This window comes from Bradyrhizobium sp. AZCC 2176, assembly GCF_036924645.1.
Taxonomy (GTDB): Bacteria; Pseudomonadota; Alphaproteobacteria; order Rhizobiales; family Xanthobacteraceae; genus Bradyrhizobium.
This window is the reverse complement of sequence record NZ_JAZHRX010000001.1, coordinates 6,717,829-6,730,785: the sequence shown is the minus strand read 5'-3', so window position 1 is coordinate 6,730,785 and position 12,957 is coordinate 6,717,829. Positions and strand designations below refer to the sequence as shown.

The window sequence follows — 12,957 nt, the reverse complement described above, 5'->3', positions numbered from 1 at the left end:
ATGCCGACGGCCCCTGAAATAGTCCGCTTTTCGGGTAGATGAGACGTGATCGCGACCCGGTGAAACCGACGCGAATGACCCCAGAACGGACGCGGACCGTTGGCCGCAGGCATCCCCGACAAAGGAACGCCGCTGCTCTAGGCGCGTTGGAAAAGCGAAGCAAATCCCTTCCGCCGGTCGTGCTTCTGACCTGGCGGGATGACGATGTCGGCTCAAGCTTTTTCGGCGACGGTGAGCGAACGTCACGCCCAGGGGAGGGCCGGTCTATCGAACAGGTGTGAACAATGAGGGCCTGCGGAGCGGTGCGGGTCGGTTTGTTGATCGCATTCATTGCAGCGGCTTGGCTCGGCCAACAGGCCCAGGGGGTCCTCGCCCAAACCCGACCATCCGTTTCTTCGAGTGAACCCGCCAAAGTGTCTGCGCCGAAGGAAAGTCCTCCCAGGAAGGAAGCCGGAATAGCTGTGAGCCCGTACACCGCGGGATTGGTAACCGGTCCGCCGCAAAGCACCGAGTTCGCCATAGCTCAAGACATTGCGACCACGCTGGCAAGCGGCCAGGAGACCGGTCCTCGCGGCGAGGTCGCGTTGCGGGTGCTGCCAATGGTGGGAAACGGTCGCATCCGCAACATCCTGGACGTGCTTACGCTAGCAGGGGCCGACATGGCGATCGCGCCTGTCGTCCTGGTCGACCGGCTCCGGGAGACAAGGACGATCGCAGACATCCAGAACAAGCTCGTCTACATCACCCCACTTTTTGTCGAAGAGTTCCATCTCCTCACGCGGTCTGAGATCAGGAGCCTGGCAGATCTTGAGGGAAAGAGGGTGAATCTCGGCGAAGAAGGCAGTGCTGCCGCTGTGCTTGGCCGTGAGGTACTCAACCGTCTGGAGGTGAAGATCAGCGAGTTGAACCTAGGGCTAGACGCCGCGCTGGATGGAATGAGGAGGGGGCAAATCTTCGCCAGCCTGCTGGTTTCGGCAAAACCGGTCAACGTCCTGGCCCGCTACGCGCAAGCTGATGGCATTCACTTGCTGCCGATTCCCTATTCCAAAGCACTGCAGCAAGATTATTTGCCATCGACCTTCCGCCGCGAGGATTACCCAAACATCGTTGGGACCGGTGAAAGCGTCGACACGATCGCGATCAAATGCGCTCTTTTCGCCTACAACTGGCCGACCCGTAGCGAGCGGTTTCAGCTCCTGGAATTGTTTGTCGACACGTTGTTCTCGCGGTTTCCTGAATTTCTCGGCGACGCTCACCATCCCAAATGGCGAGAGGTGAATTTGCATGAGGTGCTCCCTGGTTGGCGACGATTTCGACCGGCAGAGCGCTGGCTCCAGCGGCAATCGGGCGGAGAGGCCGCGCTTCGCAAGGCGTTCGGCCGCTTCCTCGAGCAGAAGCCAACCAGCAGTCCGCCGGACCGCGAAGAGTTGTTCCAGGACTTCATGCGGTGGCGAGAACGCCAGCAGGGCAGGTGAGCAAAGATTGGGAAATCAAGATGCGCAATGCGCTGGTGACCGCAGCTCTAGTCGCGTTGCTCGGATTGATCGCCGACGTGAGGCAGCCTGCCGCCCAATTTGGCCAACCCCAGTTTGGCCAGCCGCAGTTTGGTCAACCCCAATTTGGTCCAGCCCAACCCGCGGCACCGCAGGTGCTCGCACCGACCAGGGTGCAAACGGCCGACAAGGTCGGAAAACCCAAAACAGCCGCTCACAGAGGCGGCAAAGCGCGCAGGAAGCACCAGGTCGTTCGTCCGCCTCCAAATCAGCGGAAGATTGCCGAAAAGAACGGATACAAGCGCGTTAGCGACCTCGTGAACTTCCCAAAGTTCTTTCCCAGCCTGGGCATCCTCTTTGTCAAGCCCGAAACTTTGCCGCTCGGACCATTCCTGTGCTTCGACCGCAAGGATCGCTTGATGGCGACCCTGTATATGGTCCCGACAAGAGACATCGACGATCGCAAGCTATTGGAGGCGCCGGGGTTCGCTGGCGCAGCGCTCGACCACGTCAGCCTCTACTTCAACCCGGGTCACCCCGGCGTGGACGTGCCGCATTACCACGTCGTGATCTGGCATGTGACCAGGAAGGAGGAAGCGCGTGTTGCCAAATAACGCGCGCAACGTACGCCTAGTGGCGGCTGGACATCAGAATCGGCGTCGTTTTCGCGTCCAGCCTCAGGGGTAGCTGCAGCCACGGCAGATTCAAGCTTTACCGCGGCACCATCGACGGTAGTGTTCTCCGTGGCAATTGGATTGATCTGTGAAGGTTCGGCCACGCGGGCTCTAGACGACGCCGCGGCTAACATTTCTGCGAATTGATGAAGTTTGTCCGCTGCGCTCATTTTCCCTTCGCCTTCAACCCAGCCCTACTAGCCGGCACATGGCGTCGCCGCGGCCCGCCTTTCCGGCTTAACGTTCCGAACCGTCGTTGCTATGGCTAACGAACTGCAGGTCGTTTGGTGTCTTGGTGACATGAGAGAGCTGGCCGTTGTCTTCATATCTCGCTGCGAGATCAAGAAGACGCCTTTTGATGAATGGGTCGGCTTTCTCTGCAAGATCGCGTACAGTTTGGGCGCGCTGTCTCTTAAATTCGTCATCCAACATAATAGGTCCCCAACCCAACAAACAAAGTGCAATAGAAGTAGTATACTGCTTTGGGCTAGTCGCGAAAAGCCTTGTTTCCGATAGGACCAGAACCTGCAAGCTTTACCGCGGCTGCAGTCGCACTTTTTTGGGCTCAAGCGCGCGATCAACGTCGGTGGGTTTAGCCAGTTTCGGTGACCCACGGTCAATGCTCGGCTACCTGGTCAGTGCGACCTCCTTGAACACAGCCAGGAGGGGCTTTTCCAGCTTTCCCTCCATCCTGGAAAGAATGCTGTAGGCCTCCGCCCGAGGCATGGTGGGCTTGTAGTGCCGGTGCTCAATCAGCGCGGCGAAGATATCGGAGATGGTCAGCATTCGAACGATATCAGTGATACCCTCGGCACAGAGCGCATCCGGATATCCGCTGCCATCGAGATATTCGTGATGATGCCGGACAGCATCCAGGATCTCAGCGGAAATACCTGTGTGAGTTTTCAGGAAATCGTATCCCGCCACCGGATGCGTCTCGATAAGTGCGCGCTCCTCGACGTCCAGCCGTTCGGGCTTGTCCAGTATCGCCAGCGGGATGGTTGCTTTGCCGATATCATGAAACATGGCGGCAGAGTACAGCCGCTCAAGATCGGTGCTCCTCAGTCCCAGGCTAAGCCCAAAGTCGATGGCCACACCGGTAACGAGAAGACAGTGCTGGTAGGTCCCTTCGTGATGGCGCCGCACGGTCGTGAGCCATTCAGTGAGCCCGCGCTCTGTGATGCGATCGGCGATTTTCCTGCCAGCTTCTTTCGTCCCGATCACATCTATCGGCTCGCCCAACGACACCGCGGTGAACATCGATCCAATGGCGGTAGCCGCGACCTCAACCGTGTTGTCGTGCCGCGACGCGGCGGTTGACGAGGCGCGTTCTGGTCCAGCCGGATCGGCCAATGCGGCGAGCAATCTGGACTGGTTGATTGTGCTCGGTAGAACGAGCGTGGCTCCCAGGGCATAGGCCTGCGAGATGCAGGCGTGAGACGGTTCTTCGACGAGGAATATGCGCTTTGGGACCTTGGCCATGCGGGCACTCCTCTTCTTGAGAGCCGCGATGTTTTCGACGATACGTAGATCGGCCCGGACAACCATAGCGTGAGGCGCCTGCGAGAGCTTTGCGTCGACATCGAGCCGTTCCGCTGCTACGCGACATCTGCGGTCAAGGATGCTGCAAAGGTCGGATAGCTTGGCGGCATCATCAGCCAGAATATGCACAAACATGAGGGCCGTCCGTTGAGCGGCTTACTTGCGCGTCTTCATGGCCAAAACGATCCCTGATCCTCAGGGGGCTCGTTCAACCAGATCAGCGCCTCCCGTAATTCCAGGAACACGACTCGCTCTTCGGCCGTTGACGACAAGTCTCCGCCGGAGAGATAGAGGAGAAAGCCCTTTCCCTCGTCATGAAATAGAACTTCTTTGGCCTCAACAATTGCGAGAGAGGGGACATCGATGAAGGAGATCGTTCGCGAAGAGACTAGCTGCATGTGAGATCGCCGGTCATCCAAGGTCTGATTCTGCAAGGTTGACTTACTGCGCACCAACGGAATGGTCATTCTTGCTCGGGTAGTTTTTCTTCTTTGTCTTCTCAGTGACGAACCGCACGCCTACCTGTGGCCCGTTGACCCAAACCAACTCGCACCGGCGAAATGCCATACCGGTGGAGGATAGAACCAGGAAAAATTCTTCTGTCTTGAGGGCGTCGGTAGAGCCTTCTACCTCAAGCTTGGCGCCGGTTTCAGAAGCGTCGAGAAGGGTGCAAGTTCGTCGCCATGTCCCATCAACACCCATGAGGTTGACGAGGTGCTTGTGTTCAAACTGAACGCGGGCTGTCTTTCGATTATTCCACCTCATCGCAATTCCCTGGAGTAAAGGCATCAAGTTTAACTAGAGCAATATTGGAACTCGGAAATGCGCGGCCTCGCGACGCGCAGCTTCAATGAGGTGATCGATCCTCGCGGACTGCGCCAGCAAATGTTCTTTGGCTGCACCACTCCCGATCTGTCCGATGAACACTTGGATGCACATGTTTGCGAGATCAAGAACGAGGATGGCGCGGCGCAAATCCTCCCTTGTGTCAATCTGCAGACCCTCAACGCTCGACAGCAGCGCCGCGACGTGGGTCAGAGCATCAAATGGTCTCCGACGCGAGCGGTCTGCTTGGGGTTTCCCGTGGTGAAGCCGATGAAAATTTTGGACCGTGGACATTCGCAATTACCGCAATCGGGCGCTTCGTTTTGTAGGAAGCGTAAAAAAAATTAATGACAAAAAACTCGAAAACCACACGCATGCGCACCTCTCGGACAGCCCAGCTCTGGCTAGATTTGCGCAGGCGGTAAGAAACCAGGCTGCGCTAGTCGGCTGTTGAATGCCCGTGCAAGTGGTGGAATGATCACGCTATAGTAGTTAATGCAGGGTTATGTATTCGGCAGTGATGGTGGTCTGGTACCGAAAATTCGGTGCGAACAGTGTCGAAATTCGGCAGCCCCGAGAAGATGCTGAGGCCGTTCTTTTTCCGCCGGCCTGACGCTATCCGTAATATTCCGGGGGGTCAGACGTTGACGGACGTCAAACTCCGTTCGGGAGTCAATGATATACTGCCGACCCGACCGTGGTTGCGAACGCCTATTGCCTGATGAACAGCGACGCTCTGCCAACACTCGCGCCAAAAGTATTCCGCTTCAGCGACATTGATCAGTATCGAACTGCCGTGCGAAATCTGGCCGTGGAATTCACCCCTCTCGTGCGGAGAATCTCGGCTGCGCAAACCATCCTGAATCTACCGGGTTGCGACATCAATTTCGCTCAGTCCTTCCCGCGAATTGCGGAAGGCCACCTTGCCCCAAATTGCACCGCCGTCGGATTTTCGATGGACGATGGTTCGCCGATCCGCTTCAACGGCGTCGAAAGAGACCGGTCGGCTATCGTGATCGGACGTAATGGTGCTGCATACACCACGGTCGAACGGACCGAGCGACAGTTCACGTCGGTTATCTTCACGCAGGAAATGCAAGATCGTGGGTGGCCCCAGGCGAGTCCGAATTGGAAGGTGTTTGAAACGAGCACATCTGCGCATTATCGGCTCCGCGAGCAGGTGAAGCAGATCCTATCAAACTCGTCGGACTTCAATGCCTCCGAAGTCGGCCACGCTTCCTCCGCGATGCGCGAGTCCCTGGTTGCCGCTATCGATGCCGCATTCGCCGACGTTGTTCAGGCAAAGTGGACCTCTCGCGCGAACTCCATCGGGCATTTCAAAGTTTACCGGGATATCCAGGCAGTCTTGTCCGGTAGCATCGGACGTCCGGTCTACAGCGGAGACCTTGCGCGACATGTCGGCGTCTCGGTGCGAACCATGCACGATGCGGTTCAGCGATACCAGGGAATGAGCCTCCATCGATATCTGCGCTTGAGACGGCTATGGCTCGTGCGCCAACGACTGCTGGCAGGGACGGGCAGCGTCAAGGCGTGCGCACTTGCCTGCGGCTTTTGGCACCTGGGCGATTTCGCCAGGAGCTATCGTTCGCAATTTGGCGAGTCGCCTTCAGAAACTCTGGCCAAATCTACGTGGGAACTCCGCTAACTCTCCCGTGTCCCCGTGCCGCCAATCGTTGCGACCGATTGGGGCCGTGGTGCGGCCATCCATCAGCAATCCAAAGAATATCGATAGAAACCGAGTTCGGAAGTGCGTCGTCGGAGCCGCTTTAAAAGCTTGCTGTTAGGCTGCGTGCGGATCCTTGGATGGGGTTGCTGGCATACTCGCAGAGAGCGTTTCGATGGCCGACTGTTCTTCCGCAAGGCGCTTGGCAATAAACTGTCGTTCGAGGTCCGTCAGGCTGGTTTCTAGCAAATGGCGATAGCGCTGAATGTTGCTGCGATGTGTTCGAAGCCGAGCAAGATTCTCGTCAATCATGTTGTACTCCCAACAACAACTCAAAATTGGTGCTGAAAAACAGAAATCTCCCGCGCTCGCGCTCCGGGGCCAGGCATGAATCGGGCCACTGGTTTCTGTAGGGCACTAACGGTGCCTCTTCGGTCAGCGGGGCCCGAACCACAACGGCAAGCTGGCCGCGCTCGATCCCGGCCGTTGGCGAATGCGCTTGGTCTTTCCTTTTCCGCATTTTCCCGGATAGACCGGGTTGCAAGGTCACGCTTTAGATGCAGGTCATTTTATTTCCAAGTCGTCCTTGCGAGTGCTCGCCACCCAAGCCGACGCGCGAAAATGGTTGGATTGATCGAACCCATGGCCGAGAGCATCGAGCGCCAAGCCGCCGAGATCAGGAAGCGGCTCGCATTCCTCAAAATGATCGAGCAGGTGCTCGCTACCACCGCACCGGCCGCCGCCAAGAAGCGAACGCTCGAATTGGGAATGAGGCGGGTTCCCGAAATCGCCTGAGAAATCATGCAATGATCCATATGGCGCGTTGCTGGGTTTCCCCGGTAACGCGTCGGCCACAACCTGATCAATCAGCGGGAGCGTTTCGCCAGCTTCTCGAGTTTCGCAGAGGTTTGCGCAGGCGGGCAATCTTCACAGGGCAAAACTGCCGGGCGGCGCCATACTTGGTCGATCCTCGGCTGCGTGACGGCTCTTCCTTCTCCAGAAGTTCGAGGGCTTTCTCGCGAGACCCCCCGCAATTGTGGTCTCTGGCGCGCGTGTCTGCCTGCATGCGAACCTAGCCAAGAATGCGGGTCGACCGTCGACCCGCCATCGGGGCAAATGGCGCCCCGATCTGGCGTGGCTGTCAACCAGGATTGTCCCGGGTAGTCGGGCCACGCAATTAGCAATAGTTCGTTAGGGAATCGGCCCCACGCTTACTGCGATAGTGACCACCACACATTGCAGGCCATGTCCGTTCATTGGAAGAAGCAGCTTCAAGACCTCATTGATTTGGCTCACGACCGAATCCGGCGATTGGAATCCGGCGAAATGTCGACCGGTGATATTGGTCCGCCGGAGGTGGACACCACCCGGCACACGATCGAGGCCGAACGTGCGATGATCGCACGGCTGCAGCAAACCATTGACCGCTTGAACGCCGCCGCCTGAAGGCCGGCGGTTAGGCAACCTTGGCAAAGACGTATCCACGCGATCGTTGAGCACCGGGTCCGGTGACGACCCGGTGATCGGGCCTTCCTGCGCCGCGATCTCTACCGGGGTTCGCATCGCTCCAGTACACCAGGCGGGTCTGCCCGCGACCGCTTGGACCGCCGGCTGCGCACAGGCGCTAGGATGGATTCCGGTGCGAAGGCCTGCCAGTGACCGCACCGGCCGCAGCGCAGCTGCCTTGTCGCTAGACTAGATCGGAGAGCGGCGCGACCGCTTCACCTCGGTGGCCGCAGCCGCCGCAGCAAATGTGCCAAGTGAAAGCCAAGGGCAACATGCACGGGCATCGGTCCGCGTTCCGCCCAAGCATCACGCTCCGTCACGCGTCACTGCGCCGTCATGTCACGCGTGTCGCCGCCCAATCGGGATTCAGGCATAGCTTCGCCCTGTCTCTCCGTGATCTGGTGAAAGAGCAGGGTCTGATCTTCACCACATCACGCCCCGACATGAGAGGCCGGGCAATTTGCACCGGGATACTCGTTACCCTTCGCCTGCAAGCAGGCCCACTGCCGGCGGCGTTGGCGGCAGCGTCTCCAGGGCGCTTTTTTCGGCGCGCCCACAATGCGAGCGGCATGTCATGAAGCCCGCACTGCCTTTCACCGTCCCGGGGGCTGCCCGATGGAGCGTCACCAGTCGCTCTCCGGCATGGGGTTTAAAGGCCCGAGGATGCGCACCAGTTCGGGATGCGCCTCCAATTCACCGGCGAGTCGGCGGACCAATTGCTCATCGTCGGCGCGGCCATTGGTTTCAGCGGCTAAAGCGAACGCGTAACGCACTGCACCCATTGCCATTGCCGGAATTGTCGCGTCGGCAGCACCTCGCGCAATCCTCGATCCAATTCGTCTGAAGGGATCTTCCGTGCCATCTCTCGGTTATCGTTCATCAGCCTCACGAACATAAGGCTGCGGAGAAACCCCGGAATGGTATTGCCTTGCATGCAGCGGAATAGTCCGGCTAAGAAGACGAGGTGCATTCTCTCGGGCAAGTTAGCGTCCATTTCCGCGAGGTGCTCTCGATCGATCTCCACCACACGATCCAAAACCTTCTCCAAATCGGGCATCGAGAGTTGCCCGAGCACACGCCTCAGGTTCGCGTCTGTTAGGTCTCAAACGCCCGGTCGGCGATTGTGCGGGCGATCTCTCCGAGTTGAGGGATCATCGCGTTGCTCCCTGGCTTGAAGTATTGGCTGGCTCTGTCTCCAGCGTGCGTCGGTCGTCTTCGGAGCGCCGTGCTTCTGCTCCTTTTCTCCGCGCCATTGATTTTGCTTGCTGCAGAGCCTGGTGGGCCGCCTCCCGGGTGGCGAACGATCCCAGGATGCGTCTCGCCTTGCGGTCGTAGACCATGAACTCGCCGGTAATATGCCGGACGGGGTAGGGCTGCTCACGGATTTCCCGCTTCTGCTGCTCACGGATTTGCCGCTCGCTCTGGTCTGCCTCCGCACGCATAGCCAGTTCGCGTCGCTCGCGCACTTCCTGCTCCGCGTTCTCAATCTGCGGCAGTGCTTCGATCAGCTTCGCATAGTTGGCCGCGAGCGCCCCGGTGCGCGTTGCGACCCGCAGGCCTTCAGCCACATACCAGCCATCACTGCTATCGCAGTTGACCTGAAACGCTTCCAATATCTCGGCGACACTTGGCCTAAACCTTGCGGTGCGGAGAAGCCTTTCCCGGGCGACAAGTAGACGCGCGAGCGATGGCTTTTCGCGGGCAACCGCCTCGATCGCGCATTGAGTAAGCAAGGCTAGATCCACATGGCTGCTGCCTGGGATCGCGAGCAGAAGCTCGGTAATCTCGCGCACTATATCGCCCATGCTAGCCGGGCTGGACAGCACCATCATCTCGCGCAGGTAACCCTTGTGGGTTTCCAATTCGGTCTCGACCCTAGGGATGATCTCGCGCAGATCACTGCTGCGAACAAATGGCAGCCTCTTGGCTATTTCGGCGGCCCTTTCGGCGATTGGGATCAACTCTCTCGGTCCACCGTCGCCGTCGGCTATTCGGTGCGCGAGATCGTACATCCGCTTGCGCAGTTCGGCGGAGCGGGCGGTGGGGAGGTGCTTCTGCTGGTGCTGAGCGACAAGCTGGTTCATTGCAGCATCTCCGCTTCATCGGCCGCAAGAAAGGCTTCCCAAGCTCGGCTTGCACCGTTCAAAGCTTGTTCGGCAACGTTCTGCGGACCGGCGCTAGATCGCGTTTCGGGACTCGCTGGCTCGTCTTTCCAGCATTCAGCGTTCAACCAGGTCGCCGGGTGTTTGGTGAACTCAACTTGCTTCCCAAGCCGCTCGGCTGCGTAGCGCTTGGCGCCGTCGATCAGTTCCTGCTCGGTGGCTTTGCCAGATTTGATGATGCGCGCGTAGGCCTTGACTGCTGCACCTCTCGCAACGTGTCGAGGGAATGCGTTGTAGAATTCGTCGAAGCGGGTACGTCTTTCTTTGGGTTTCGTTGGTCTTGACTTCTCGGCCTGGACTTCGGTCAATGGCAGGGTCGAGGGATATATATTTCGGTTTTCTCCTTCGGTTTTCTCTTCGCTTATAGGGTCGCACTGGTGCGACGGTTCGACTCGCGCTGATGCGACGGTTGCAGTCGCATTAGTGCGATCGTTCGGGCTCCCAACCGTCGCGCTGGTGCCACGGTTCAACGGTCGCACTGGTGCGACGGTTGGCAGGATCAGTCGGAAGCTGTTGGTGTGCCGGCCCTTGGTTCCTGCGACCTCAATCCAGCCCTGCGCGGCGAGCGCTGCGACGGCCCGGAAGGCTGAGGCGCGGTGCATGCCAACCTCTTCGGCGAGCGTGCCCATCGCGGGATCGCACCGACCGGTCTCGACATTTAGGTGCAGCGCGACCCGGGCGGCGATGAGGCGCGCACTGGGGCTCAGCCGCCTGTCAGCGGTGACAGCCCTGATCCAGGCATCACGGTCTTTAAACGTGGTGATGTTGGCGGCTTGCCGGCCGCTGCAGAAAGCGTTATTTGTCATGGCGCTGTTGAGACCTCTCGTGTTTGACCCCGGTTTGCCTGTGGCGGGCGCCGGGGTCGTTGCGTTAGGACGCGGTGGCGTGCACAAGTTTGAGCGCAGGCGGCTTGGTGGCGAAATCAGCCCAGGCCTGCAGCACGGCGCGCCGCTTCTTCAAGGCCTGGCCGTGCTTGTAGGCCTTCTCGGCTGCATCGCCGGTGATGTGATGCATGCAGTGCTCGACGATCTCTTCCTCGAAATCGGTCTCGTCCTGGGCCCAAGTGCGGAAGGTGCCGCGCAGGCCGTGCACCGTCAGCGTCGGGTCGCCCGAATTCTCCTTGAGCGCCTTCAGCATGGTGTTGTTGGAGATCGGCCCCTTGAGATCGCGTCCCGGAAAAACATAGTCGCACACACGGCCGTCGTAGAGCTTGCGCAGGATTGCGACCGCCTGCCGGGGCAACGGCGTCAGCTTGTCGCAATCGTTCTTGGTGCCTTCGCCTCCTGCGGTGTCCTGCGGAATGTCGGCGGCCTTGATCTCCCAAAGCCCGGTAGCGAGATCGATCTGGCTCCATTTCATGTGCATGATCTCGGCGGTGCGCGCGACCGTCAGCGTGGTAACCTCGAGCGCGCGGGCGGAAAGATCGGGCCGGGCGGCGAGCTTGCGCATGAACGCCGGCAGATCGTGATGCGACATGGCTTTGTGCTTGCCGCGTGCACGTCCGCGCTTCGGCGCCTTGCCCAGCTTGGGCCGCAGCCTGGTTTCGTAGTCCGCAGGGTTGTCGGTGCGGTGCTTGTCGGCAATGGCGACATCGAAGATCAGCTTCAGTCGTTGCCGGGTGTCGCGGCTATTCTCGACCTGATGCCGGATCGGGTCGAGCACCAGTTTGATGATCTGGTCGGTGCCGATCTGATCGAGACGCATCTGGTGCAGCGGCTTGCAGAACACGTCGATGATGCGCCTGAGCTTGCCGCGGGAGGCGCGGTGCCGCAGGCTCTTCTGATAGGTCTCGCGCCAGGCGGTGGCGTAGGGACCGAACAGGGGGCAGCCTTCGACGCGGCGGGCTTCGTCGCGGGCCTCCCTCGGGTCGGTGGCCTTGGCCAGCAGGCGGCGCGCATCGATCGCCTTGTCCCTGGCTTCGCTCAATTTGACCAGCTTGGCTGATCCAAGCCCCATGCGGCGCTTCAGGCCGAGGCGCTGATAACGGAACAGCCAGCGCCGGCCGCCGGATGGGGAAACGATTAGATAGAGGTTGTCGCCGCAGGGGTAATCCCCTGGTCCCACCGTGAGATAGTTCTTCGCGGTGATGGTGGTTTTTGCGTTCTCGCCAGTTGGAAGCGTCATTGGAGCTTCGAACTCCCGTCCCTCGATTGAAACGCGCGGAAATGCGCCGTTTCCGATGTATGGAGCTTCTAACTGAAGTCGAGGGATAGTTGTAGGGGCGGCCGGAACGAAAGATGTCGACGCTGGCCAGCGAAGACCGGCGGAAGCGTGCGGCGAGAAAAGTGCTGACTTTACAGGATCTTGTTGCGTGCGAAACGACGGCGGGCGAAGGGCGGCGAAAGCCGGCGAAGGTGGCCGTGGCGCGCTCGGAGAGATTCGAACTCCCGACCCTCGGAATCGAAATCCGATGCTCTATCCAGCTGAGCTACGAGCGCGTGCGGTCTGCCGATTATCAGACTTGGCCCGGCAGGGCCAGCAGCGGAATGTCAGTAGCAGGGATGCCGCCGGCGGTCCTGGCCGATATAGGCGGCTGCGCCTTGGCGGCAGAGGATGGTGGAGGGACCATCGTAATAGGCGAAGGTGCCGGGCTGCGGGCCGGGCCCGTAATTGTGGAGGAAGCTGATCGGGTAGGGCAGGCCCCAATTGTGCAGGTGGTGCCGGCTATGGCGGGCATCTGCCAGGCTCGGGGCCAGGGCCGCGGTGGCGAGGAGGGCGGCGGCAACGAAAAACTTCGCTTTGGTCATTTCGATTCTCCGGAAGTTCCACTGAAAACAGTTTTCGAGCTGGGCGGATAGCCATTCGTTTGAAGAAAGCGCGTCAAACCAACAAGATAGACGCCAAACCTCTGATTCGATCGAAGCCTGTACCCCTGACATTTTGGCCGATCTGGTTTCGTATTCTAGGAGAGGCGGGTAGAAAAGCTGCGGAAAGCCACCCTAACGCGCCCAGTTTTGGCCTCAAGGGATGCTTAACGAATTCCCAACACAGTCCGGCCAAGATTCTGCTGTCCGGTCCTGACTTCACGGGCCGACTTATCCCGCGTCTCACAGAGGTTACCCGGTTCCCGA

At 59.5% G+C, this 12,957-nt stretch carries 14 protein-coding genes and 1 tRNA gene; 5 read left to right on the top strand and 10 right to left on the bottom strand.

Translation table 11 applies throughout. The features are described 5' to 3' along the window. The first annotated feature begins 461 nt into the window (after positions 1-461). Both V1288_RS31920 and V1288_RS31915 read left to right on the top strand, forming a co-directional pair. Positions 462-1,475: a TAXI family TRAP transporter solute-binding subunit gene (locus V1288_RS31920; protein ID WP_334360797.1), complete on the top strand. Its 1,014-nt coding sequence runs from the start codon at positions 462-464 to the stop codon at positions 1,473-1,475. 20 nt (positions 1,476-1,495) lie between these two features. Then, a complete protein-coding gene (locus V1288_RS31915; protein WP_334360796.1) occupies positions 1,496-2,107 on the top strand; it encodes a hypothetical protein in 612 nt (203 codons plus the stop codon). A 687-nt stretch (positions 2,108-2,794) separates the two neighbouring features. Here V1288_RS31915 and V1288_RS31910 read toward each other — a convergent pair. Genes V1288_RS31910 through V1288_RS31900 form a run of 3 tightly spaced genes read right to left on the bottom strand, consistent with a single transcriptional unit; the run spans position 2,795 to position 4,474 of the window. Then, positions 2,795-3,844 carry an HD-GYP domain-containing protein gene (locus V1288_RS31910; RefSeq protein WP_334360795.1) on the bottom strand — a complete coding sequence of 350 codons (1,050 nt, stop codon included), beginning with the start codon at positions 3,842-3,844 and terminating at the stop codon, positions 2,795-2,797. Positions 3,845-3,879: 35 nt separating this feature from the next. Next, entirely contained in the window at positions 3,880-4,176 is a 297-nt protein-coding gene (locus tag V1288_RS31905) for a hypothetical protein (protein ID WP_334360794.1), read from the bottom strand. Further along, entirely contained in the window at positions 4,151-4,474 is a 324-nt protein-coding gene (locus tag V1288_RS31900; protein WP_334360793.1) for a PilZ domain-containing protein, read from the bottom strand. Before V1288_RS31900 ends, V1288_RS31905 begins: the two co-directional genes overlap by 26 nt. A gap of 57 nt (positions 4,475-4,531) precedes the next feature. Here V1288_RS31900 and V1288_RS31895 point away from each other — a divergent pair, with 57 nt between their 5' ends. After that, entirely contained in the window at positions 4,532-4,882 is a 351-nt protein-coding gene (locus V1288_RS31895; RefSeq protein WP_334360792.1) for a hypothetical protein, read from the top strand. A gap of 349 nt (positions 4,883-5,231) precedes the next feature. Then, positions 5,232-6,200 (top strand): helix-turn-helix domain-containing protein, encoded by a 969-nt coding sequence (locus tag V1288_RS31890; protein WP_334360791.1) that lies wholly within the window; start codon positions 5,232-5,234, stop codon positions 6,198-6,200. Between the two features lie 135 nt (positions 6,201-6,335). Here the strand turns inward: V1288_RS31890 and V1288_RS31885 are convergent, their stop codons facing one another. Continuing rightward, the gene (locus V1288_RS31885) at positions 6,336-6,530 is read right to left on the bottom strand and encodes a hypothetical protein (protein ID WP_334360790.1); all 195 of its coding nucleotides are present in this window, start codon (positions 6,528-6,530) and stop codon (positions 6,336-6,338) included. 318 nt (positions 6,531-6,848) lie between these two features. On the opposite strand from V1288_RS31885, the gene V1288_RS31880 reads away from it, so the two are divergent. Then, complete coding sequence (locus V1288_RS31880; protein WP_334360789.1) at positions 6,849-7,013, top strand: hypothetical protein; 165 nt, start codon at positions 6,849-6,851, stop codon at positions 7,011-7,013. Between the two features lie 1,334 nt (positions 7,014-8,347). Here V1288_RS31880 and V1288_RS31875 read toward each other — a convergent pair. The 6 genes from V1288_RS31875 to V1288_RS31850 all read right to left on the bottom strand — a co-directional run bounded on the left by V1288_RS31875 (position 8,348) and on the right by V1288_RS31850 (position 12,633). Further along, positions 8,348-8,506: a hypothetical protein gene (locus tag V1288_RS31875; protein WP_334360788.1), complete on the bottom strand. Its 159-nt coding sequence runs from the start codon at positions 8,504-8,506 to the stop codon at positions 8,348-8,350. Between the two features lie 369 nt (positions 8,507-8,875). Then, positions 8,876-9,808, bottom strand: coding sequence for a hypothetical protein (locus V1288_RS31870; protein ID WP_334360787.1), 933 nt, complete (start codon positions 9,806-9,808; stop codon positions 8,876-8,878). Continuing rightward, on the bottom strand, positions 9,805-10,692 hold the full coding sequence (locus V1288_RS31865) for a hypothetical protein (RefSeq protein WP_334360786.1): 888 nt from the start codon (positions 10,690-10,692) through the stop codon (positions 9,805-9,807). Before V1288_RS31865 ends, V1288_RS31870 begins: the two co-directional genes overlap by 4 nt. A 64-nt stretch (positions 10,693-10,756) precedes the next feature. Beyond that, positions 10,757-12,010, bottom strand: a complete 1,254-nt coding sequence (locus V1288_RS31860) for a tyrosine-type recombinase/integrase (protein WP_334360785.1) — start codon at positions 12,008-12,010, stop codon at positions 10,757-10,759. A 237-nt stretch (positions 12,011-12,247) separates the two neighbouring features. Continuing rightward, positions 12,248-12,324, bottom strand: a tRNA-Arg gene (locus V1288_RS31855). Between the two features lie 51 nt (positions 12,325-12,375). Next, positions 12,376-12,633, bottom strand: a complete 258-nt coding sequence (locus V1288_RS31850) for a hypothetical protein (protein ID WP_334360784.1) — start codon at positions 12,631-12,633, stop codon at positions 12,376-12,378. Between the last annotated feature and the right edge of the window lie 324 nt (positions 12,634-12,957).

What these genes read in the sequence shown, in the direction of transcription:
- V1288_RS31915 (WP_334360796.1), top strand. Translation starts at nt 1,496, where the DNA reads ATGCGCAATGCGCTGGTGACCGCAGCTCTAGTCGCGTTGCTCGGATTG.
- V1288_RS31910 (WP_334360795.1), bottom strand. Translation starts at nt 3,844, where the DNA reads ATGTTTGTGCATATTCTGGCTGATGATGCCGCCAAGCTATCCGACCTT.
- V1288_RS31905 (WP_334360794.1), bottom strand. Translation starts at nt 4,176, where the DNA reads ATGACCATTCCGTTGGTGCGCAGTAAGTCAACCTTGCAGAATCAGACC.
- V1288_RS31900 (WP_334360793.1), bottom strand. Translation starts at nt 4,474, where the DNA reads ATGAGGTGGAATAATCGAAAGACAGCCCGCGTTCAGTTTGAACACAAG.
- V1288_RS31895 (WP_334360792.1), top strand. Translation starts at nt 4,532, where the DNA reads ATGCGCGGCCTCGCGACGCGCAGCTTCAATGAGGTGATCGATCCTCGC.
- V1288_RS31885 (WP_334360790.1), bottom strand. Translation starts at nt 6,530, where the DNA reads ATGATTGACGAGAATCTTGCTCGGCTTCGAACACATCGCAGCAACATT.
- V1288_RS31875 (WP_334360788.1), bottom strand. Translation starts at nt 8,506, where the DNA reads ATGGGTGCAGTGCGTTACGCGTTCGCTTTAGCCGCTGAAACCAATGGC.
- V1288_RS31870 (WP_334360787.1), bottom strand. Translation starts at nt 9,808, where the DNA reads ATGAACCAGCTTGTCGCTCAGCACCAGCAGAAGCACCTCCCCACCGCC.
- V1288_RS31865 (WP_334360786.1), bottom strand. Translation starts at nt 10,692, where the DNA reads ATGACAAATAACGCTTTCTGCAGCGGCCGGCAAGCCGCCAACATCACC.
- V1288_RS31860 (WP_334360785.1), bottom strand. Translation starts at nt 12,010, where the DNA reads ATGACGCTTCCAACTGGCGAGAACGCAAAAACCACCATCACCGCGAAG.
- V1288_RS31850 (WP_334360784.1), bottom strand. Translation starts at nt 12,633, where the DNA reads ATGACCAAAGCGAAGTTTTTCGTTGCCGCCGCCCTCCTCGCCACCGCG.